The sequence below is a fragment of the Arthrobacter sp. Soil736 genome, assembly GCF_001428005.1.
GTDB lineage: Bacteria > Actinomycetota > Actinomycetes > Actinomycetales > Micrococcaceae > Arthrobacter.
This window is the reverse complement of record NZ_LMSB01000007.1, coordinates 20,741-41,832: the sequence shown is the minus strand read 5'-3', so window position 1 is coordinate 41,832 and position 21,092 is coordinate 20,741. Positions and strand designations below refer to the sequence as shown.

Here is a 21,092-nt window from a genome sequence, read left to right as displayed (position 1 = left end):
CTGTTTGTCGGCAGCGCTGGGGGCATTCAGCCTAGGAGTGGGGCGCCATTCATGTGCCTTACTGGCAAGCCTTCTACGTCGTGTCCGACGCCGGATGTCCGCAGAAACTGCAGGTGCGCCGCTGTTTCGCTCAGGGCGAGCCGCAATTGAAGGCCGCTCAGTGAAGGAAATCCCCTTGACCAATGCAATTTTGTGGCAATTGTCCACACTGTGGGGTGTTGCTGCGCATCGAGAAGCGCAAGGACTTCGTCAGACCTGGCTAGGGCCAACGACTTAAGCTCTCGAGCGCGGTGGCTGAGGCCCCGGAATCGGTACTCGTGTGCGGGAAGTACTTCGAAGCCTTCGTCCCCCTCGATGCGGTCAAGAGATTGCAGGCAGCTGCGCAAGGGGTCTGGGTCGCCCCGCATCTCGAGGGATACGTTTGGCGTTATCCGGGGGAGAACGTGGTCACCGCTTAGGAAGACCTTGCGGCTTTCGTCGCGCAGGCAGATGTGCCCGGGAGTATGTCCGGGAGTTTCCACCACGGTCAGGCGTCCTCGGGAAATTGGGACGGTGTCGCCGTCGCCCACCCGGAGGTCAGCGTCCGCAAGCCGCCTTAAGTGCATCAGGCCGTCAACGTCCAGAGCCGCTTCGTTGATTCTGTCTTCGGGAACACCCCATGTCCGCATGCGGGCGCGGTCGGCGGCCGTCTCTTCCCAGGCGTTTGTGAACGCGGAAATGTAGCGTATCTCAGCCTTCCCCAGGGCGATCCAAGCGCCTGACCAGCGTCGCAGCCATCTGGCCATGCCCAGATGATCCGTGTGGAAATGGGTCGCGAGAATTCCCGTCACGTCCGAAACGGTGACTCCGGCCGCGCGCAGGCCGGCGGTCAGGTCTAGCCGCCCTTGAACACTGTCGAAGCCTGGATCCACGACCAGGCAGTCCTCGTCCTCGACCACCAAGTAGGCGAGGGTGTAGCGCATCGGGTTGTTCGGAAACACGACGGGAACAGACCAAATGCCTTCTGCCACGCACTCCACGGGCGGCATGACCTTGTTTATCCATGCCTCCCGCTGAAGGCCACCGGTGATTTCCATGGAGTCAGGCCGGAGAAGGGTCAAACAGCCGGAAAATCTGGGTGGCCCCGCCGTCGATCACCAGGTCAGCGCCGTTGATGCTGCGCGAGTCGTCGGTGAGCAGGAAGGCGATCAGTGCACCGATTTCCTCAGGATCCACGATGTTTCCAGTGGGGACCTTATTCCGGACCTGGTCCCGTACCTCCTGAATGACCATGGGAGTGTCCACGACACCCGGGCATACGGAGTTGACCGTAACCCCGGTGCCCCAAAAGTCCATGAGCAGCGACCGGGTGAGATTCGAGAGTCCCGCCTTTGAAGCTGCGTAGCTCGGATACGGGTAGCCCGTGGTCCCGGCAATGGAGGAAATGTTGATAATCCGGCCCCAGTTCGCGGCCAAAAGGTCCTCCGCAAAGGCCCTGATAAGGGCAAAAGGACCCACGAGGTTGATATCGATGGCCCGCGCGAACGTAGCGACATCATGGTCCAGGAGCATCTTCCGGTCCAGGATCCCTGCCGCGTTGATGAGGGCCTGAACATCGCCAACCGTGTCCTTGATTTCGTCTCTTAGACGTTTGACGTCCTCCTCCCGGGTGACGTCGGCGGCGAACGCATATGCAGTAGCTCCGCCGGCGCGGAGCTCCTCCACGGCTGCCTGGCAGCGCTCCAGGTCGAGGTCGACGCAAAGCAGTGTGTGTCCGGCCTTTCCCAGGCGTTTGTTGATTCCGCGGCACATTCCTCCCGCCGCCCCGGTTATCAGCACGTTGAGCCCGCGCTGGGCGGCGTAGGGGGCATGCGGATTCGGGTTCACGTCTTGATTCATCTCTCGTCGGATTATCAGTTGGAGGACTGAAGTTCGGGGTAGTCGGTATAGCCTGCAGGGCCGCCGGCGTAGAGCCCTTCTTCACGGAGGTCAGCAAGGTCAGCGCCGTGCCTGATCCTGCGGGGCAGGTCGGGGTTGGCAATGAACAGGCGACCAAAGCCCACGAGGTCGGCACTTCCCGATCCGACGGCTGCCGCTGCAGTGTGGGGAGTATGGCCGCCAGTGACGATCACCGGGCCGTGAAAGAGTTCGCTGAGTTCGGCGCTCTGTATCGCATCCGGATCCGTTAGCGCATCGACGGCTCCTGCGATTCCTGGCTCGACCAGGTGAACGTAGGCCAGCCCGCGCTCATTCACACTGCGGACCAGAGAAGAGTAGAGACCTCGCTTGTCCGGGTCCGAGACGTCCATCCAACTCGAAGAAGGGGAGATCCGCACGCCTATCCGGTTGACCGGAACGAATTCGCTGACGGCTTCTATGACCTCAAAGAGGAAGCGGAGGCGGTTCTCGATGGATCCCCCGTACCAGTCGGAGCGCTGGTTGGAACTGGAGTTGAAAAACTGGTCAAACAGATATCCGTTTGCCGCATGGAGTTCCACCCCATCAAAGCCGGCCGCGGCCGCGTTGCGGGCTGCCGCCGCGAACTGACTGACGATTTCGGCGATTCCTTCTTGGCTGAGTTCCCGGGGAACTTCGAAGGGGACCGGTCCGTCCGGGCTGCGGTATTCCCACCCGGCAATGGCTATGGGTGAGGGCCCCCACGGCGGGCGACCATCGGGTTGCACGCAGGAGTGGGCCTGACGGCCTACGTGCCACAACTGCGCGTATACCACTGCTCCCTTTGAACGAGCGGCGGCGACGACGGGGCGCCACGCCTCGACCTGCGCGTCGTTGTACAGGCCGGGGACCTGGGCGTAGGCGGAGCCTTGGGGAGATACGACGGTGCCCTCGCTGATGACCAGACCGGCGCCGGCCCTTTGCTGGTAATACTGGGCCATGAGGGGCGTCGGTACCCCGTCGGCTTGGGCCCTGCTTCGGGTGAGAGGAGGAAGCACGAAGCGGTTGGGCAAGGTTTGGCCGCCAAGCACCATGGGTTCGAAAAGTTGATCGAGCAAGACACACCTCATTGTGTAGGAGTACGATCGTTCGTACGTTCATAACAGTGAACGAGTTCGTGAGCGGAATGTCAACACCTCGGCTTGTCGTCTCATGGGACAACAGCTGGCCGAGCGGCTACGGCTCGGTGAAATGGAAAGGCGGCAAGCGATGACGGTATTGAGTGAGCGGAACAGTGCGGGCGTGATTCGAGTGGAAGCTGCCAAGCTGTTTTTTGACCGGGGGTACGATGCGACGAGCCTCCGCCAGGTCGCGGCTGCCTCCGGACTGAAGGTGGGCAGTCTTTACAACCACATCGACAGTAAAGAGCACCTGCTGCTGCAGATCATGGGCGGGGTAATCGACGACCTCGTCGCTGCAGCTCACGAGGCGGCGCTCCTTGACGGGGACGCCGTCCATAAACTCCAGGCCGCGCTGGCAGCGAACCTGACCTTCCACGCAGAACACGCCCAGGAAGTGTTCATCGGCAACGCCGAACTGCGCTCACTCTCCGACGGTGCCCGCCATGTGGTGATCGAAAAGCGCCACGAATACGAACTGTTCCTCCAGGGGCTGGTCGAGGACGCCGGCCGCGCAGGACTCGCCGACGTCATCGACGCCAAAATTCATGTCTACAGCTTTGTGGCCCAGGCCACTCATATTGCCAGCTGGTTCAAACCCGGGGGACGGATGAACCTGGACGAGATCGTCGCCATCTACACCAAAGTGGCCCTGCGTGAACTCAACGTCGCCGATGCCGACGCCAGGGTCGATCAGGGGTAACGGCTGGACGAAAAATTTCCAGCGGCGTTGCGAATAGAGCCGTTCGGACGTACGCTTGTTCGTATCACAGCAGTTACCAGCGTGGGTAACTTCAGAGAGCTGAATTTCGTTCCAGAGAGGCAACGATGCGAACTATTGGAGACTGGATTCGCCTGAACAGCCGGCGTAACCCCGCAAGGGAAGCATTCGTCGGCGTGGATGGCAGAGTCACGTTTGGCGAAGCCGCAGAAAGGGCCTGGCAGCTGGGCAGGGGACTGCGCACTTCGGGCGTTGGGGCCGGGGACAGGGTTGGCGTACTCGCCGGCAACTCGATATTCAACGCTGAAGCGTTCCTCGGTGTTGCAGCGGCCGGCGGGGTCTACATCGCGTACAACTGGCGATGGGCACCCGCGGAACTTGCTGCCGGCATTCTGGAAACAGAAGCCAGTGTGATTCTCGTGGAAGAGACTCACCTTGACTTGCTGGAACAGGCGCTGGAGATCATCGCCCGGCGCGCAGAATTTCTGCCGCTGATAATCCGGCAAGGCAGTGAGATCGACAAACTTCGCACCGGAAGTGGCCCCCTCGAGGATCTTGCGCAGCCTGAGTCGCCGCTGTGCATCATTTACACCGGCGGAAGCACCGGCACGCCCAAGGGCGTCGTGCTGTCGCACAGGTCGGCTCTGGCGAATGCGATCAACGAAATGTACGACTGCGGCGTCGGCAGCCGTGCGAATGAGCGGGGGCTAATCGTCACGCCCCTCTTCCATTCTGCAGCGCTGCTGTGCTGGCTCGTTCCGCATTTCATCGCCGGAGCCACTAGCGTCATCGCCCAGAAGTTCAGCGACGAGTCAGTGGTGGACCTCGTGGGCCGTGAAGCCATCACCAACACCTTCATGATCCCCAATATGATGCGACGGCTCATGGATGGCGGCATCCTGAGCGACCCGGCTATTCGCAAGAACCTCAAGAGCGTCCATACCGGCGCCGGCCTCCTCCGCATGCCGGACAAGGAACTTTTCACCGAGATGCTGCCAGGCGCGGAACTCTACTTCCGCTACGGCCTGACCGAGGCCGGTCCCATGGTGACCCGGCTCAAGCCCTCCGACATGCTCAACCCGGCAGTGGATGGGTCCATCGGCACCGAGTATCTCCTGGCCGAGGCCCAGCTGCAGGATCCCGACGGCAGGGAAGTCAAGGCAGGGGAACTCGGCGAAATCTGCGTCCGGGGACCGGGCCTGATGACGGAATACTTCGGTCGCCCGGAAGCAACTGCGGAGGCGATGCGAGGCGGCTGGTTGCACACCGGCGACCTCGCCGTGCGGGATGAACGCGGTTACTTCTACTTCCGGGACCGCCTGAAGGAAATGATCAAGACCGGAGGCGAAAATGTCTATTCTGCCGAGATCGAGCAGGTCCTGCACCTTCATCCCTCAGTCCTGGAGGCAGTGGTTCTCGGGGTGCCTGACCCGAAATGGGACGAGGAAGTACGGGCGGTCGTAGTGCTTCGGAACGGGGTGCAGACAGACGCGTCCGAGCTTTCCGGATTCCTGCGCCAGCATCTGGCAGGGTACAAGATCCCCAAAAAAATGGTGTTTGTGCGGCCGGAGGACTTGCCCCGGTCCGCTGCCGGAAAGCTGGTTAAGAGCCAGTTGAAAGTGAATCTGGGGTGGGGCGCATGAGACTGGCAACAATCCGTACAAACGAAGGAACTAGCGCCGCGGTCTTGGACAGCGGCAAGCTATTGCCGCTGACCTTTGCCGACGTGGGCTCCTGGTTGCAGGCCGGGTCGCCTGTCTGGTCGGGCCACGTCGCAGGAGCACCTGTCAGGCCCGAGGACGCGGATTTTGCCCCTGTTGTTCCGCATCCGGGCAAGATCATCTGCGTGGGTCTGAACTACCGGGACCACATCCTGGAAATGGGAAGGGATCTTCCCGAATTCCCGACCTTGTTCGCCAAGTTTTCCGATTCCCTCATCGGCGCCCATGACGACATCGTGCTGCCGCCCGGTTCCACCAGTATCGATTGGGAAAGCGAACTGGCGGTCATCATCGGCACCACCGTCAGCCGCGCGGACCAGGCGGCTGCGCGCAACGCCATCGCGGGGTTCGCCGTGGCCAATGACGTCTCGGCCCGTGATTTTCAGCGACGCACGCCGGAATGGCTCCAGGGAAAGACATTTGACCGAACGACTCCGCTCGGACCATATCTTGTGACTGTCGATGAGGCGGGCGCAGAACCGGACCTGGACATCGGTTGCAGCGTCGACGGCAACACAAAGCAGCACTCGCGCACGTCCGAACTCGTATTCGGGCCAGTGGCACTCGTTCAGTACATTTCGGCCATCACCACCCTGCGTCCCGGCGACGTCATCCTCACCGGGACTCCCGGCGGTGTCGGCGACGGACGCAATCCGAAGGAATTCCTCCAGCCGGGGTCGCTGCTTGAGACGAGCATCAACACCCTAGGTGCCACAGCCAACCGCTGCGTTCTCCAATAAACGGACGCCACAGACTCACTCACGACAGGAACCACCATGTTTACCAAAATCCTCATCGCCAACCGTGGCGAAATCGCCGTCCGTGTCATTCGGAGCTGCCGGTCCCTCGGGATCCAGTCTGTCGCGGTCCACTCCGAAGCTGACACCGCATCACTTCACGTTCGCGAAGCCGATGAAGCAGTCGACCTCGGCCCCGGCGCTGCAAGCGAGAACTACCTCAACATCGAACGCATCATCGCGGCTGCGCGTGAAACCGGTGCCCAAGCCATCCACCCGGGATACGGATTCCTCTCCGAAAACGCTGCCTTCGCCAGGGCAGTCGTAGAAGCGGGGCTGGCGTTCATCGGCCCAAGCCCCGAGGCGATATCCACCATGGGGGAAAAGGTTGCCGCGCGGGCCGTCGCAATCGCTGCAGAGGTCCCGCTCGCCCCGGGCTCCACGGGCGCCATCAACGGCGCCGAAGACGTCATTGCCTTCGGCACCGAACACGGCTACCCGATCCTCGTCAAGGCATCAGCGGGCGGCGGCGGACGCGGCATGCGGCTGGTCGAATCCGAAGAGCATGCTGAGGACGCCGTCGCCGCTGCCGTCCGCGAAGCAACATCAGCATTTGGCAACGGGGAGGTGTATCTGGAGCGATACCTGACCAGCGCTCGGCACGTTGAAGTACAGGTGTTCGCCGACAAACTGGGAAACACGATTTACGTCGGGGACCGGGACTGCTCGGTCCAGCGCCGCCACCAAAAACTCGTCGAGGAGTCCCCGGCGCCGGGCCTGTCGCCGGAGCTTAGGGCAGCCATGGGAGCAGCCGCCGTGCGGCTCGCCGAGCACGTAGGTTACGCCGGGGCCGGAACCGTGGAATTCCTCGTCGAGGGCGAAAAGTTCTACTTCCTTGAAATGAACACGCGCATCCAGGTGGAGCACCCGGTCACCGAGATGGTCCACGGCGTGGACCTGATTGCAGAGCAGATCCGAGTGGCTGCCGGAGACGAACTCAGCATCCGGGACCGTCTGACCCCCCACGGTGCTGCCATCGAAGCGAGAATCAACGCCGAGGACGTGGCCGGAGGGCGATTCCTTCCGGCGCCCGGTCTTCTGGAAGAGCTCACCCCGCCCGAAGGCGAGGGTCTCCGGTTCGACACCGGGTACCAGAGCGGGGATGAAGTACTCCCGTTCTATGACAGCCTTATCGGCAAGCTCATCGCCTACGGGCCGGACCGTGAAACGGCGCTAGCGAGGCTCGAAGACGGTCTCGAACGGCTAATGGTCCGCGGCGTTCCCACTACGGTCCCAGCTTCACTGAAGGTCATACGCCACGAGGACTTCCGATCAGCCCGCTTCACAACCCGCTGGCTCGAGGAGACCGTGGACTTCTCGGAGGAGCCCGAAGAGGAGCCGCTGGCACGCAACGAGGTGGAAGTCGGCGGACGCTTTTACATCATTCCCCAGTTCTCGGACCGCGCGGGCTTAGGAAATGGCAACGGACACGGATCAAGCTGGGCCGCGCCGGCAGATGAAGCCGCCACCGGCGGCGGACAACGCCCGCGCAGCGCCCGCGCACGGGGCAAAGGCAAAGCATCAGACGGCAGCGTCAAGGCACCCATGCAGGGAACCATCATTAAGGTCAACGTCGAAGAGGGACAGGACGTCGCGGCGGGGGACATCCTCTTCGTGCTGGAGGCGATGAAAATGGAGAACCCCATTCAGGCACCCGCCGCCGGAACCGTCGGCCAGGTCCACGCCGTCGTCGGCGACTCGATGGCAGCAGGAACCCTGCTGACCCAGCTGGTCCTGGAAGGGGCGATCTGATGAAGCCCTACCGTTCACTCCTGTTCGTCCCCGGCCACAAGAGAAGCTGGATCGACAAGGCCCTTGCCTCGGAGGCCGACGCCATCATCATCGACTTGGAAGATTCGGTTCCCGAACCGGACAAGGGGCTGGCCCGGGCCAACGCCCTTGACGCCCTCAGGGCACATACCGGGGACAAGGGGATCCTCATCCGCCCCAACGCCCTGGACACCATCCACTTCGGCGCGGACATCGCGGAGACCACACACGGAAGCCTGACCGGCTTCCTGCTGCCCAAGCTCTTTTCACGCGATGACGTGGTGCGCTTCGACGCACTGGTCACCGCCGCCGAAATCATGCACCAGGTTCCCCGGGGATCTGTGGAACTGATTCCCTCGCTGGAGACGGCGGCCTCGATTAGCAAGGTCGATGAGATTTTGGCCGGTCCCCGGGTGGGCGGTGTCATGGCCGCGGCCGCCAAGGACGCAGACGTTTCCCGGGAAGTGGGGTTCAGCTGGACGCCGGAGGGAACCGAAACACTCTATCTGCGCAGCAAAGTCGTTCTGGCAGCCCGGGCCGCAGGTCTGCGCAGCATCGTTCTTGGTCTCTGGCAGGAGGTCACGAACGTGGACGGGCTTCGGCGTTTCGCGGCTGATAACCACGGCCTCGGTTACACAGGCCAAGTACTGATCCATCCCACCCACGCGCCAGTGGCAAACGAGTCATACGGTCTGTCTGCTGCCATGCGCGATTACTACGAAGGGCTGGTCGAAGCCTTCGAAGACGGCCAGCGCCAAGGGCACGGCGCCGTTTCCTACCGCGGAGACCACATCGACCTCGCCCATGCCAACCACGCCCGGCAGGCCCTCGCCTTCGCAGGGAACAACTAACCACCGCAATCCACCAGTCCCACTACTACAACAGGAGACACACCATGGCCGGAATGTATTACGAAGACTTCCAGGTAGGCGAAGTGATCCGCCACGAAGTCACACGGACCGTTACCGAGACGGACAACCTGCTGATCACCGCATTGACGATGAACGTGCAGCCGCTGCACCTCGATGCGGAATTTGCTGCACAAAGCATGTACGGCAAGCAGATCGTCAACAGCATCTTCACGCTCGGACTCGTCACCGGGATCCCCGTCCAGGACACAACCCTCGGGACCACCCTGGGAAATCTCGGATTCCGGGACATCGAATTCCCCAAACCCGTCTTCTTCGGCGACACCCTCCGCGTGGAAACAGAGGCACTTGATAAGCGCGTTTCGAATTCCCGCCCGGAGACCGGGATCGTGGGCATCGAGCACCGCGGCTACAACCAGCACGGCGATCTGGTCTGCGTGGTCCGCCGCACCGCCCTGATGAAACGCCGTGAGAACGCCGAAACGGAAATTCCCCTGCACGCATAGGCCTTGTTAGGACAGACTCAGACAGCCTACAGCTCCTCCCTATGTTGCAGGCCGGCCGGCGCGACGCCGGCCGGCCTGTGCCATTTATTCAGAGCTTCCAAGGCACCGCCTGCTTGCCGCGGAGATTTCCCGCTTCGACAAGCCCGCAGCAGGACTCGAGCCGGGCAAATCCTAGCCAGACCCCAACAGGATGTGATCCTATGCCGTTTCTGAACAGAATCCAGATGTGGGCCGAGCTCCGCCCAGATGAGACAGCCATCGCCGTCGGCGGCCGCGGATTCAGCTGGGCAGAACTTCGTGGGGCGGCCGAAGAACTCGTCCCCTCCACCCCGGAAACCTACATTCTGTCCGAACCCAACTCAGCCGAGTTCGCGGCGCTTTACTGCGCAGGGATAGCCAAGGAGCGGCAGATCGCTGTACTCGATCCGGCCTGGACGCCACAGACCCGGGAGGAGATCATCCGGATGCTGCCGTCGGCGTCCCGCGCGGTAGGCACAGCTCTGGAAGATGGCGACCCGGATTCGGCCTTCCTCATCGGGTTCACCTCCGGTACAACCTCGACACCTAAGGCCTTTACTCGCTCCCGCCGGTCTTGGCAGGCTTCCTTTGAGGCCTCAATCGCATTTTTCGGCCTCCGACCGGACGATAAAACCCTCGCGCCGGGGCCGCTGTCCGCGAGCCTTAACCTATACGCACTCTCCGAGTGCCTATACGCCGGCGCTGAATTCCATACGCTGCGCCACTTCGATGTCGGAGATGCCCATGCGGTCATCGCCCATGACGGCATCACCAGGTTGGTTGTCGTCCCTACGATGCTCCGGCTCCTCAGCGAAAGAGGACTCATGGCGTCGGTTGACGCCTCCGCGATCAGGACGATCATCTGTGCCGGATCCAAGCTCGACGCCCGCACACTGGAAGCCGCCAGGCGCTGGGCACCCAACGCCACCATCTTCGAGTATTACGGCGCTGCAGAACTTAGCTTTGTGTCCGGCCGCGGCCTCGCCGCGGGGGAACCACTCGACGCTGCGGGAACCGCCATTGGGAGGCCTTTCCCTGGGGTAGAGGTACAGATTCTCGACGACCACGGATCACCCTTGCCGGAGGGCACCCCCGGTAATATCAGCGTCAAAAGCCCCATGGTTTGCCAAGGGTATCTCTGGGGCGATGACGGGAAAGCCCTTCGCTGTCTCGACGGGCGCTATACCGTCGGCGATCAGGGGTACTTGCTCGGCGCCGAGCTGCACATCCTTGGCCGGAGCTCGGACATGATCAACACAGCAGGCAAGAATGTATACCCCCACGAGGTGGAACTCGCACTGTCCTCCATCCCTGGCGTTGAAACCGCCGTGGCAATCGGGATGCCCGATGATCTGCGCGGACACCGGGTCGTTGCCGGAATCGTTCCCTCCTGCGGCGGGCTCACCGCAACGGTCCTCAGTGCAGGGCTGGAGTCACTCCTGACCAGGGACAAGAGGCCCATCCACTACTACTCACTCAATGAGCTGCCCTTGACCGACAGAGGAAAAGTTGACCGACGGACGCTCCTGGAGTGGATCAAAAATAACGATTCACGACTTGACCGCCTGCGCTAGACAAATGATCACATCGAGCGCCGAAGGCACCCTGTTCCACGGTGACGCCAACAGTTCTCCCGCCGAGAGCCAGCACAGAAGCACTTGGGCGGGTTCTCCAGCTCATCCGGGATAAGTCCGCTACACAGGCTGCTCGTGCAGGGCAGGGTGACGGACGTCGCTGGGAAGGCCCGGCGGCCGCGGAGGATCGCGGCGGATCAAGTTCATCTGCGGCCCTGAAGCAGCAATAAGGGGCGCGCGGGAGCCGCTGCCGGACGGTTTTTCCGGGAATTCTCCATACCACCAGCGGGGGCCCGCAAAACTCCTTGGTGGAACCGAGCACGCTTCTCGGGATGACCCCTCCGCGAGAAGCTGGCCCCGTGGCAGACGACTTTCCCAGTGAAGCTGTTGGATCTGGGTCTGTGGGTCAGTCCTTGAGTTGCCGGGTCAGCACTTCAAACTCCTCCACGCCAACGATCTCCATGTGTTGCTCGGCGCTTGTCTCGGTTCGGATCCGGTCCGCGACGGGCCGGCTGCCTGCAAGCGCATCCTCGTCATCCCAGAGGGTTATGGACAGGGACTTGTTGTCCTGGCCGAAGAGATAATAGATCCCTTTGCACCCAGGTAACTCAAGCACTTGATTGACGGTGCCTTCAGAAGGTGCACCGGTGCTCTCAGGTTGGGGACGGTAGGTGCTGACTCTAGCGAACATCATTTCCTCCAATAGTGCGCCGTAGAGACCACCTGCCACTTGGATTGAAACGAGACCCGGCTCGTGCAACCGGATCGTGGACATTCCCAAGCTGGCTTGGACTCCTCCATCAAGTAAGGATCCAACTGCGTCCGGGCACAAGCCTGTCTGCTTTTCGAACTGGATGGGCAATTCTGCTGTCCGGCATACCGGAGCCCGGACGCGCCGAGGCCCGGGTTCTTGGTGGCGGAATGAAGCAGCGTTGGCGGCGGCCTCGGGACCCGAGCGGACGGGCCCGTTGCTTAAGGCATTTGCTTTCGAAAGCGCCAATACGGCGGCTGAAACGTTTGCGCCGGAAAAGCAGCCCGGCGGCGAAAGTTCAGTAGGACCGCGGAAGCCCCAGGTGCTTCTCGCCGATGTAATTGCGGATCATGTCGTCCGTGAGTGGGGCAAAGGTATAGAGGCGGGCGTCCCTGAAGTATCGCTGCATGGGTAGTTGCCGCAGGAATCCCCAGCCGCCCATAGCCCGCATTCCGACGTCGGTGGCGGTGGTGGCAGCATCCGCTGCGGCGAGCTTCGCCATCGCGGAAAGCGTTTCATCCGCTTCTGCGAGGTCATCCGAGGCCGTGGCCGCCTTCTCGAGCAGCAACCGGGCACTTTCCACCTTGACGCTGCTGTCGACCAGCTTGTGCTGCAAAGCCTGGAAGGCCCCGATGGGCCTACCGAAGGCATTCCTTTCCTTGACGTATTCCACGGCGTAGTCGAGGGCGCCTCTGGCGATTCCCAGAGCGACCGCTGCACCGTTGAGACGCTCGCCATTCAGCGTTCCTAATACGTGGCGGAACCCTTTGTCTACCTCGCCCAGCACCAGTTCGGCAGGGACGGTAACGTTCGTGAATTCGATGTCACACTGTTCCAGCGCCCGGATACCCATCGTGTCGATGGGCTGGGTTGCAATCCCTGGGGTGTCGCGGGGAACGATGAACATGGTAATTCCGTCGATCGAGGATCGGCGGATATCACTAGTGCGCGCCAAAACGATCAGGTAGTCCGCGTCGGAAGCTCCTCCGATCCACTTCTTGGCACCATTGATCAGGAATGACCCATCGGGCTGCTCTACGGCCCGGGTTGTCATTGCTCGTGCCACGTCAGTACCGCCGGCCGGCTCACTCAAGGCGAACGACATTTTGGCATCGCCGGCAAAAAGCGGGGCGAGGAACCGCTCCTGCTGGTCGCGGGTGCCGTATGAATGCAGCAGCTGGACACCCATGTACTGGACCACGAAGCTGACCCCCATGGAGGTTGCGCGGGCGCCGAGCTCCTCGAGAACCACAGTTTGGCTGCGGTGCTTGGCTGCGGTTCCGCCGATCGTTGACTCCAGCTGGACGAAGCCTGCCTTGGCCAGCACCCGGAAAAGCTCGACGTCGTATGTCTCGTCTTCGTCGTGGGCAGTCAGGCGTTCCGCCGTGACATGCTCGGCCAAGAGCTGAACCAGCCGGGTACGCAGCTCTTCGGGAGATTCGGCAGCGCCCGCCCCGCCTTGCCTCGATCCGTCAACAGTTGGTCCGCTGTGTGTGGTGATGCTCATCTAAAGCTCCTTCGCTTCTATGGTCACTGAACGTGGTGGTGCCTTAGCGGCGTTTGATCAGAAAACGGCTGGAAAACGTCATCACGGTGCTGCCGTCCTGCTTGACGACGATGTAATCGATGGTCCACAGCCCGGCGTCGGCCTTGCTTGTTTCCCTGGCCTGGCTGACAGAGGCTTCCACGTGGATTGTGTCCCCGATGAAGACAGGCTTTACAGCACGGACGGAATCCAGTCCAAGCCAGGCGACGACATTGCTGAAGTATCCGGTCTGCGTCATCAAACCCAGCGCAACAGAAAGTGTCAGCGGCCCGTGGCCGATCCTCTGGCCGAAGGGAGTCTGCGCCGCGTACTCCTTATCCAAGTGGAGGGATACAAAGTCGCCGGTGAGTCCGGCCCACTGCACGAGATGAGCCTCGCTGACGGTGATTCCGGGACTCCGCAGCCGGTCGCCTGTTGCAAGGGCGTCCCAGAAGTGGTCCGGGCGTCCCTTGACCAGCTTTTCTCGGACTTGCTCGCTCATCTGTTCTCCTTTGTGGGCCGTGGTCCGCCACAGGTTTGGCTCCGCTAACCAGGGAGCCGCTGGCACAAGTATAGACTAACGGGCGTTCGTACGGATAGAGAATCTGCGAACTTTTGAGGTCGGCGGCCCTAAGGCCGCAGCTGCCACGGCTTAGCGGAGGCCGCTGAGGCATTTGCCTCTTGCGTGCGATCCTCATCACACCTTAGACTCCGTACGAACGCTTGTTTTTTAATCTTCCCATTTGCAGAAGGTCAGCAGTAGTTGACCGGGCGCAAGCGTCGCCGGTGACGCCGATCTCCCTTACTCTAAAATTATCCAAGGAATGAGTTCCAATGTCGGAATTGACTAATCCCGTTCAATCCTCGCCGCCTCTTGTGCCGGAGGCGCCAACGTTCGATCCCCGGACCTCGCGACGGGCCGTCATGAGCGGCACTTTTGGCACAGCGCTGGAGTGGTTCGACTTCGCCGTGTACGGCACCCTGTCCGCGACCCTGTTCCCCCAGCTCTTCTTCCCCAGCTTTGACACGAATACGGCCATCCTGGCCTCCTTCGCCACGTTCGGCGCCGGCATGGTGGCGCGCCCCCTCGGCGGAATCTTCTTTGGCGCGCTGGGTGACAAGATTGGCCGTCGCAACGTCCTCATGTTCACCCTTGTACTCATGGGCGTGTCCTCGGTGCTGATCGGCCTGCTGCCCAGCTACGCCGTGGCGGGGATCATTGCCCCGACGCTCCTGGTCCTGCTGCGCTTCCTCCAGGGCTTCGCCCTCGGCGGTGAGGCAACCGGCGTCCAGGTGCTCGTCGTCGAGCACGCACCCACAGACCATCGAGGTCTGTACGGCGGGATCCTTGCGACCGGTTCGCCGCTTGCCCAGACCTTTGCGTCGATCACCCTTACCGGGCTGGCGATGTTTCTCTCCAAGGAGGACTTTGCCTCCTGGGGCTGGAGGGTCCCCTTCCTGATGGGCGTAATGCTGCTCGTGGTAGGCGTCTTCATCCGCCGGCGGGTTGAAGAAACTCCCGCCTTCAAAGAGAGCCAGAAGAAAGCCGCCGAATCGGCGATTCCGCAGGAACGCGCCCTGGCAGTGATTGTGAAGAAGCCCGGAACGGTCATCAAGCTGGTGCTGTCCTGGGCAGCGTCTGCAGGTCTGTTCTGGATCAGCGTCACCTATGCCGTGAACTACCTGACCAAGGAACTCGGCTACGACAACTCGATCACCTTCGGGCTCCTCCTCATCGCCAACCTCATCTCCATTCCCGCCGCAGTGCTCGGGGGCCGGCTCAGCGACTTTATCGGCCGCAAGAAGACCTTCCTCCTTGGCCTGACCATGCAGGGCATCGCAGCCGGCACCATGTTCCCCATCATGAACTCCATGAATTACCCGGCCAGCGTCGCGATCATCGCACTCGCGCTGTGCGGTATCCAAGTCACAGCAGGCACCCAGGCGGCCTTCTTCTCTGAAGCACTCCCCACGACGATGCGCTACACAGGATCCGCTCTCGGCATGACCCTTGCGGGACTGTTATTCGGCGCTCCCATCCCGTTCATCGCCGCATGGATCTTCCAGAACACCGATAACGGAACTGCGGCCCTGACCGCGATCGGTCTCAGCTTGGTCTTGATCTCTATGGTTGCCACGCTGTTGCTGCCGGAGCGGTACAAGCAGTCGCTTCACGAGGAACACTGACCGCTCGCCGCGATCTGTGTTTGGGGCACTGATCATCGACACCGCGGGTCGCGCCCATGCGTGGCCTGCGGTGTCGTAGCTGCGCCGAAGGGCTCGTTCGATAGAGCGGTTGCCCATGTGCAGCACCGGAATCTTGGACACCCACTGCTGCCGGCGCAGGGTCGCGTGGAGACATTGCGCCCTCGTTCGGCCGAACGAAGGGCGCCACCGGACCGCTTCCGTCCGCGGTGGGCGCCACCATCAACGTGGCGCTCCCTTGTCCGTGCGGCGGGACAACGGTGCGGTACGTCAGGGCCTCCGGTGCGACGTCGGCGCCGCTGGCCGACACGACGACGCCCTTCCGGACGTCCTGCCAGGCGGCCCGGATGGTCAGCGTGTCGCCATCCGTTTCGCGGGATTCGTCCCAGCGCCGTTGGATGCGCGCGTCCTTCACCTCGAAGAGGTCCGCGAAGTCAGCCTCGGCCCTAAGGGAAACGACGCACTCGGCCGGGGCCGGCGAGTAGTTTTGGACCGTGATCTGCTCCAGGATTCCGGCACCCACCTCGCGGAGTCGTTCGACGATCAGGGGGCTGTCCGCCTACCCGTCTGTGCGGGAAACACGGCCTGCAAACAGGGCGCGATACGGTTCCTTCGTCTTCGCGGCCAGCGGCTCCAACTGCTCCCATTGACGGTCAGATTCCACCGCGACAGGATGCGGGTGTCCTCAAGAACACCCCGTGGGGCTATTCCGGATTAATATCGCCGTCCGCCGAGGAGATGCAGAAAGATGAGCCCTCCACCAAGGTGACCGATCCGGACCCCATCGGCCCGGCAGCAGTGTCAGAATTCCAGCCAGCCATCCCTGCTCCTTCAAAGGATTGACTTCAAACCGCTCAGCACCCGGCGGTGTGTCGCGCGGATCCCCGTTTCCGCGCTGGTCCCTGCACAGTCTGTGAATTGACGCTACGTTTGTGTGCCCAGTGATGCCAGCGTCCCCAAGCCCGCTGTCTCGCATCGAATTTCTTGCGCGGCGCGCCGGGGGAGGACCCAGCGGAATCGGGCCGCGAACGGCGCGCTAGGGCAGATCGCGGACGGGACCTGAGAGCTTTGAGGATGCGCGGGGGTGATTGAGCGGAGCCAGGTATTCGCTGATCATGTTCCGGTGGCGGGTGAGGGAACGGATTCGTTCGTCGATGTTGGCTACTTCTTCACGCAGGCGGGTGGCGAGTGGGCCGTCGGGCTCCTCCGAAACATCAATGTGGTGACCGTCCAGGCAAGGCAAGGCACACCGAATGACCTCGGTGGGTAGGCCAGCGTGAAGGAGTGCCCGGATCTGCTTAACGATTTCCACTGCGCCGTACGGATAGCTCCGATAGCCGTTGGCCGAGCGGTCAGGGTGCAGCAGACCCTGCTCTTCGTAGTAGCGCAGTAGCCGCGTCGAGACGCCTGTCGCCTCGGCCAGGTCACCAATCTTCATCATGTTTCTTTCGTTGGGCGGCATCCCAGTTGGGTGAAGCCACGAGCCGTCGGCTTGACCTTCACATTCATGTGAAGGGTTATGTTGAGTTCAACGATACAGGGACGTTCGAACCAGAGAGACGCCCGAACATGCGCCAGTCAATTGGTCCATGGTCCCGGCATTTGAAAGAGCGGATTGGCCCTTTCATGAAGAAGCCTGGCGGCAGCCCCAAAGTCACGGTTAGTCCCGATTGACAGCGAGTGAGACATAGGTAACATTGAAATAGCAAGAACAAGCGATTGTTCGTCTCGATTGCGATCAAGGATGATCTGGCTGTTGCGGCCACGGATGGAGAAACATGAAAGCGTTAGTACTTACAGGATTCGGCAAAGAACTCGAAGTGCTGGATGTCCCGGAGCCCGAGCTGACGGCCAAGGGCGTCATCATCAGGGTCGAAGCCAACGGTATTTGTCGAAGCGACTGGCACCTCTGGATGGGTGACTGGGACTGGCTGGGCCTGAAGTTGGATCTTCCGCATGTGATGGGCCACGAGTTCGCGGGCGTCATCGAAGAGGTCGGCTCCGAAGTCTCGCGGTACAAGAAGGGCGACCGTGTAGTCGTTCCCCATGCTCACGGCTGCGGACATTGTGAGTACTGCCTCGCCGGACACAACAACATCTGCGAAAACGTCTCCTTCGCCGGCACCAACTACTGGGGTGGATACGGTCGCTTCGTGCAGGTCCCCGACGCCGACCGCAATCTGGTCCGTCTCCCGGACAATGTCGACTTCGACGCCGCCGCTGGTCTGGGATGCCGGTTCATGACCGCATTCCACGGCATCGTGGACCAGGTCAGTGTCAAGCCGGGGGAGTGGGTGTCCGTCCACGGTTGCGGAGGCCTGGGCCTGTCGGCAATCCACATTGCCTCGGCGATGGGCGCCAACGTAATTGCCGTGGACATCAACGAAGACTCCCTGACCCTGGCGAAGTCCCTCGGTGCTGTCGCCACCGTCAACGGACGGAACGAAGATCCCGTCGCGGCGATCCGCGAACTCACTCAGGGCGGAGTCCACGTGGCCGTGGACGCACTTGGTATTTCCATAACCTGCCAGGCGGCCGTCAATAGCCTGCGCAAACGAGGGCGCCTGCTACAAGTCGGGCTCACATCAAAGGAAGAAAAGGGCATGATCGCCCTGCCCATTGACAGCATCGTCCTCCAGGAGCTGTCGATCGTGGGATCCGCAAACATGCCAGTCTCCCGCTACCCGGACATGATGCGCATGGTCGAGCGGGGGGTGCTCAATCCCGGCAGCATGATCACAAACCGGGTCGGCCTTGAAGAGGCCGGCAACATCATCTCCTCCATGGGTGATTTCAAAGGCAGCGGCATCAGCGTCCTCAACCGCTGGTAACAACCCCAAACGCACAACGATATTCCTGAACTGGTGAAAGGCTCTGACAATGAAGATGCTTATCAATGGAGAGAAGCGCGACGCCCGCGGTGGCAGCTTCTCTGAAACCCTAAATGTCGCCACCAACGAGGTGATCGACACCATCCCCTCGGCCTCGGTGGAGGATATTCAGGAGGCCCTCGAGCATGCGCAGGAGGGTGCGAAGATCTGGGCCGAAACACCGGCGCATCAGCGCTCGGCGATCCTCACAAAGTTCGTCGCAGCACTGCGCCAGAACATCGAAGAACTTTCGATACTGCTCGCCGGGGAGAGCGGCAAGATTCTCGCGCACTCCCGGAACGAGCTGGAAACTGCCGCCCGAATCTTTGAAGGGTTCGCTGAAGAATCCAAGCGGATTTTTGGCCAGTCCATTCCGTTGGACATACAGCCAGGCCTCGAAGGCGACCTCCTGATCACCAAGCGTGAACCCCTGGGGGTCATTGCGGCGATCCTGGCCTTCAATTTTCCCGCCGAACTCTATGCGCAAAAAGTCGGCGCAGCTCTCGCTGGCGGAAATGCCGTGATCGTCAAGCCGCCGCAGGACGACTCGCTGACCTGTATTCGAATGACAGAACTGCTTCTGGAGGCAGGCGTTCCGGGAAACACGCTCCAGATCGTCACCGGGTCAGGATCCGTGACAGGGGACTACCTGTCCCGGAGTCCGCTGATCAACGGACTGAGCTTCACCGGAAGCACGAAGGTGGGCGAGATGATCGGCGAGAATACCGCCCGCAACGTCGTCCGCACCTTCCTGGAGCTCAACGGCAACGATGCCTTCATCGTCTGCGAAGACGCGGACATTGATCTGGCGGTTCAGCATGCGGCAATCGGCCGGCTCTATGGGAATGGACAGGTCTGCGTTGCGACCAAGCGGATCTTGGTCGAGGAATCCCGCTACAGCGAGTTCCTCGAAAAGCTGACGGAGCAGGTCCAGGGCAAGAAGGCTGGTGATCCAACCGACCCGTCCACCGAAATCGGCCCCCTCATCAACGAACGGGCTGCCAAGGACGTCGAGAACCAGATTCAGCAGGCGGTCTCGGAAGGTGCAACGGTCCGACTCGGGGGCAAGCGCGATGGTGCCTTCATCGAACCCACGATCCTTGAAATTACCAGGGAGGTGGGGATTGCAACCGATGACGAGATCTTCGGGCCGGTATTCGCGCTCATGCCTTTCCGCGGGATCGACGAAGCGATTGACATTGCCAATGCGTCCTCCTTTGGCCTCGGCGGCGCCGTATTCTCGACCGACTTCCACAAGGCGTTCTACGCTGCCGGTCGCATGCAGACGGGAATGGTCTCGATCAACGGTGGCAACTGCTACCGCCCCGACGGCAGTGCGTTCGGTGGCTACAAGAAGAGTGGCATCGGACGGGAAGGCTTCCTGTACACGCTCGAGGAGCTCACGCAGATCAAGAGCATCGTGATGCGGGGGATCCTCACCAATCCCTTGTCCACGAACTCGGCCGGCATCGAGACCATTACCGGCGACTAGGCGACACGGCTGGCTGGTCCTGCAGAGGGCTGGCCAGCCGAGCGCGGGCATTATCGACAACTATTGATGAAAATTGAATCGGACTCATAAAGAACGACATATACAGGTATAGCCTGAGCCGATAAGTGGCATTTCGAAATTGCGGCTGCATTCGGTGAGCGAACTGTTTGATATCCCTAGATCTTCCTAAATCCTTGCCGGGGAGATGATTTGATCACCGGCTAATTACTTTTGCCGGGATTTGACTATGTAGCCCAGCTGCGACGGCTTTGCAACTGTCTGCGATGGAACCGCCTTCGCGGCGTCTCCGTGCAGAGTTGGATTGATCCCGGCGCCATCCAGCGCGTATTTCACCTCCGCAAACGCCCTATCAACGGACCCCCAAGTAATCGTCTGGTTCACTTGTGGGGTTTTTGCGTGCCCTTTCCCAGGGGCGTGAGTCTGGACTGTTTTGAATCAAAAAAGACACAAAACCAATTTCCCGTAAATGCATTGACAAGTGGTGTGCATCACAGCAAACTAGTGTATGTTCGTATTGAACCAGCCTGCCGAGGTAGTCCGTCGGCGCATGAGCCGCAATGAAGCAGCCCCGAGACGTCATTTATGTCTCAGACAGAAGAGGCCCTGAAATGTCTATTGAAATCAATGAAGATCGCAGTCCCACCGCAACGCTTGAGGAGCTTAGCCGGCGACTCACGCGACTCGAGGATGTGCAAGCAATCGAGAAGCTCAAGTACACATACGCCGGCTACTGCGACGACTCCTACAACCCGGACGGCATCGCTGCCCTCTTTGTTGAAGACGGCCGGTGGATCGTCGATGGCGAAGGGGCCACCCTGGTAGGCCGCGACGAAATTCGAGACCACTTTGCCGCTCTGTCCGAGAGGATCTCGTGGGCCCTGCATTTCGTGATGGCGCCCAACATCGTGGTTTCAGAGGACGGCACGCATGCGACAGGCACCTTCTACCTGCTTTGCCTGTGCACTATCGAGCAAACAGACGATTCCGACAAGAAGGACGCCGTCGTGCTCACCGTCACCTATTCGGACAAGTTCGTCAAACGGGACGGCAAATGGTTCTTCGAGGAACTGATCGGCCGCACTCACCAGGTCTCTAACTGGGACAAAGGCTGGGTCGAACAGCAGTTCCGGAACTAAGGCACCTCTGATATTCCGCGCCGCCCTCGCGGCGCGAGGCCGTGGACAGCAACGGTGCGTCCG

18 protein-coding genes and 1 pseudogene are annotated in these 21,092 nt (G+C 61.3%); 11 read left to right on the top strand and 8 right to left on the bottom strand.

Translation table 11 applies throughout. The features are described 5' to 3' along the window. Nucleotides 1-26 precede the first annotated feature (26 nt). The 3 genes from ASG92_RS05760 to ASG92_RS05750 are packed head-to-tail and all read right to left on the bottom strand — an operon-like array spanning nt 27 to nt 2,993. Entirely contained in the window at nt 27-1,076 is a 1,050-nt protein-coding gene (locus ASG92_RS05760) for an MBL fold metallo-hydrolase (protein ID WP_240987024.1), read from the bottom strand. Nucleotides 1,077-1,080: 4 nt separating this feature from the next. Further along, nucleotides 1,081-1,866: an SDR family oxidoreductase gene (locus ASG92_RS05755; protein WP_056625726.1), complete on the bottom strand. Its 786-nt coding sequence runs from the start codon at nt 1,864-1,866 to the stop codon at nt 1,081-1,083. 26 nt (nt 1,867-1,892) lie between these two features. Continuing rightward, nucleotides 1,893-2,993, bottom strand: coding sequence for an alkene reductase (locus tag ASG92_RS05750; RefSeq protein ID WP_056625723.1), 1,101 nt, complete (start codon nt 2,991-2,993; stop codon nt 1,893-1,895). 151 nt (nt 2,994-3,144) lie between these two features. On the opposite strand from ASG92_RS05750, the gene ASG92_RS05745 reads away from it, so the two are divergent. From ASG92_RS05745 to ASG92_RS05715, 7 genes are all read left to right on the top strand, one after another. Next, nucleotides 3,145-3,756, top strand: coding sequence for a TetR/AcrR family transcriptional regulator (locus ASG92_RS05745; protein ID WP_056625720.1), 612 nt, complete (start codon nt 3,145-3,147; stop codon nt 3,754-3,756). Between the two features lie 125 nt (nt 3,757-3,881). Then, entirely contained in the window at nt 3,882-5,417 is a 1,536-nt protein-coding gene (locus tag ASG92_RS05740) for an AMP-binding protein (protein ID WP_056625718.1), read from the top strand. Beyond that, nucleotides 5,414-6,235 carry a fumarylacetoacetate hydrolase family protein gene (locus ASG92_RS05735; protein ID WP_056626050.1) on the top strand — a complete coding sequence of 274 codons (822 nt, stop codon included), beginning with the start codon at nt 5,414-5,416 and terminating at the stop codon, nt 6,233-6,235. The genes ASG92_RS05740 and ASG92_RS05735 overlap by 4 nt, the downstream gene beginning before the upstream one ends. A 36-nt stretch (nt 6,236-6,271) precedes the next feature. After that, nucleotides 6,272-8,044 (top strand): acetyl-CoA carboxylase biotin carboxylase subunit, encoded by a 1,773-nt coding sequence (locus ASG92_RS05730; protein WP_056625715.1) that lies wholly within the window; start codon nt 6,272-6,274, stop codon nt 8,042-8,044. Beyond that, on the top strand, nt 8,044-8,913 hold the full coding sequence (locus ASG92_RS05725) for a CoA ester lyase (protein WP_056625712.1): 870 nt from the start codon (nt 8,044-8,046) through the stop codon (nt 8,911-8,913). Before ASG92_RS05730 ends, ASG92_RS05725 begins: the two co-directional genes overlap by 1 nt. Nucleotides 8,914-8,957: 44 nt before the next feature. Beyond that, complete coding sequence (locus ASG92_RS05720; RefSeq protein ID WP_056625709.1) at nt 8,958-9,437, top strand: MaoC family dehydratase; 480 nt, start codon at nt 8,958-8,960, stop codon at nt 9,435-9,437. A 200-nt stretch (nt 9,438-9,637) separates the two neighbouring features. Beyond that, nucleotides 9,638-11,029 carry an AMP-binding protein gene (locus tag ASG92_RS05715; protein ID WP_056625706.1) on the top strand — a complete coding sequence of 464 codons (1,392 nt, stop codon included), beginning with the start codon at nt 9,638-9,640 and terminating at the stop codon, nt 11,027-11,029. A 406-nt stretch (nt 11,030-11,435) separates the two neighbouring features. Here ASG92_RS05715 and ASG92_RS05710 read toward each other — a convergent pair whose 3' ends face one another. The 3 genes from ASG92_RS05710 to ASG92_RS05700 form a co-directional block, all read right to left on the bottom strand. After that, the gene (locus tag ASG92_RS05710; RefSeq protein WP_240987022.1) at nt 11,436-11,804 is read right to left on the bottom strand and encodes a hypothetical protein; all 369 of its coding nucleotides are present in this window, start codon (nt 11,802-11,804) and stop codon (nt 11,436-11,438) included. A 274-nt stretch (nt 11,805-12,078) separates the two neighbouring features. Continuing rightward, on the bottom strand, nt 12,079-13,287 hold the full coding sequence (locus ASG92_RS05705) for an acyl-CoA dehydrogenase family protein (protein WP_082579327.1): 1,209 nt from the start codon (nt 13,285-13,287) through the stop codon (nt 12,079-12,081). A gap of 43 nt (nt 13,288-13,330) precedes the next feature. Then, nucleotides 13,331-13,807, bottom strand: a complete 477-nt coding sequence (locus ASG92_RS05700; RefSeq protein WP_082579326.1) for a MaoC/PaaZ C-terminal domain-containing protein — start codon at nt 13,805-13,807, stop codon at nt 13,331-13,333. Nucleotides 13,808-14,229: 422 nt separating this feature from the next. Here ASG92_RS05700 and ASG92_RS05695 point away from each other — a divergent pair, with 422 nt between their 5' ends. Beyond that, nucleotides 14,230-15,492, top strand: a complete 1,263-nt coding sequence (locus ASG92_RS05695; RefSeq protein ID WP_056625703.1) for an MFS transporter — start codon at nt 14,230-14,232, stop codon at nt 15,490-15,492. A 72-nt stretch (nt 15,493-15,564) separates the two neighbouring features. Here ASG92_RS05695 and ASG92_RS27115 read toward each other — a convergent pair. Beyond that, nucleotides 15,565-16,331 (bottom strand): annotated as a pseudogene (locus ASG92_RS27115) (glycogen debranching N-terminal domain-containing protein); the annotation flags it as partial. 215 nt (nt 16,332-16,546) lie between these two features. Beyond that, nucleotides 16,547-16,951 (bottom strand): MerR family transcriptional regulator, encoded by a 405-nt coding sequence (locus tag ASG92_RS05685; protein ID WP_240987021.1) that lies wholly within the window; start codon nt 16,949-16,951, stop codon nt 16,547-16,549. A gap of 337 nt (nt 16,952-17,288) precedes the next feature. Between ASG92_RS05685 and ASG92_RS05680 the strand changes: the two genes are divergently transcribed. From ASG92_RS05680 to ASG92_RS05670, 3 genes are all read left to right on the top strand, one after another. Further along, a complete protein-coding gene (locus ASG92_RS05680) occupies nt 17,289-18,341 on the top strand; it encodes a zinc-dependent alcohol dehydrogenase family protein (protein ID WP_056625694.1) in 1,053 nt (350 codons plus the stop codon). Between the two features lie 49 nt (nt 18,342-18,390). Continuing rightward, complete coding sequence (locus tag ASG92_RS05675) at nt 18,391-19,872, top strand: aldehyde dehydrogenase family protein (protein ID WP_056625690.1); 1,482 nt, start codon at nt 18,391-18,393, stop codon at nt 19,870-19,872. Between the two features lie 629 nt (nt 19,873-20,501). Then, nucleotides 20,502-21,029: a nuclear transport factor 2 family protein gene (locus tag ASG92_RS05670; RefSeq protein ID WP_056625686.1), complete on the top strand. Its 528-nt coding sequence runs from the start codon at nt 20,502-20,504 to the stop codon at nt 21,027-21,029. Nucleotides 21,030-21,092 lie beyond the last annotated feature (63 nt).

What these genes read in the sequence shown, in the direction of transcription:
- ASG92_RS05700 (WP_082579326.1), bottom strand. Translation starts at nt 13,807, where the DNA reads ATGAGCGAGCAAGTCCGAGAAAAGCTGGTCAAGGGACGCCCGGACCAC.
- ASG92_RS05720 (WP_056625709.1), top strand. Translation starts at nt 8,958, where the DNA reads ATGGCCGGAATGTATTACGAAGACTTCCAGGTAGGCGAAGTGATCCGC.
- ASG92_RS05760 (WP_240987024.1), bottom strand. Translation starts at nt 1,076, where the DNA reads ATGGAAATCACCGGTGGCCTTCAGCGGGAGGCATGGATAAACAAGGTC.
- ASG92_RS05695 (WP_056625703.1), top strand. Translation starts at nt 14,230, where the DNA reads ATGAGCGGCACTTTTGGCACAGCGCTGGAGTGGTTCGACTTCGCCGTG.
- ASG92_RS05705 (WP_082579327.1), bottom strand. Translation starts at nt 13,287, where the DNA reads ATGAGCATCACCACACACAGCGGACCAACTGTTGACGGATCGAGGCAA.
- ASG92_RS05685 (WP_240987021.1), bottom strand. Translation starts at nt 16,951, where the DNA reads ATGATGAAGATTGGTGACCTGGCCGAGGCGACAGGCGTCTCGACGCGG.
- ASG92_RS05680 (WP_056625694.1), top strand. Translation starts at nt 17,289, where the DNA reads ATGAAAGCGTTAGTACTTACAGGATTCGGCAAAGAACTCGAAGTGCTG.
- ASG92_RS05670 (WP_056625686.1), top strand. Translation starts at nt 20,502, where the DNA reads ATGTCTATTGAAATCAATGAAGATCGCAGTCCCACCGCAACGCTTGAG.
- ASG92_RS05710 (WP_240987022.1), bottom strand. Translation starts at nt 11,804, where the DNA reads ATGTCCACGATCCGGTTGCACGAGCCGGGTCTCGTTTCAATCCAAGTG.
- ASG92_RS05725 (WP_056625712.1), top strand. Translation starts at nt 8,044, where the DNA reads ATGAAGCCCTACCGTTCACTCCTGTTCGTCCCCGGCCACAAGAGAAGC.
- ASG92_RS05675 (WP_056625690.1), top strand. Translation starts at nt 18,391, where the DNA reads ATGAAGATGCTTATCAATGGAGAGAAGCGCGACGCCCGCGGTGGCAGC.
- ASG92_RS05715 (WP_056625706.1), top strand. Translation starts at nt 9,638, where the DNA reads ATGCCGTTTCTGAACAGAATCCAGATGTGGGCCGAGCTCCGCCCAGAT.
- ASG92_RS05740 (WP_056625718.1), top strand. Translation starts at nt 3,882, where the DNA reads ATGCGAACTATTGGAGACTGGATTCGCCTGAACAGCCGGCGTAACCCC.
- ASG92_RS05730 (WP_056625715.1), top strand. Translation starts at nt 6,272, where the DNA reads ATGTTTACCAAAATCCTCATCGCCAACCGTGGCGAAATCGCCGTCCGT.
- ASG92_RS05745 (WP_056625720.1), top strand. Translation starts at nt 3,145, where the DNA reads ATGACGGTATTGAGTGAGCGGAACAGTGCGGGCGTGATTCGAGTGGAA.
- ASG92_RS05735 (WP_056626050.1), top strand. Translation starts at nt 5,414, where the DNA reads ATGAGACTGGCAACAATCCGTACAAACGAAGGAACTAGCGCCGCGGTC.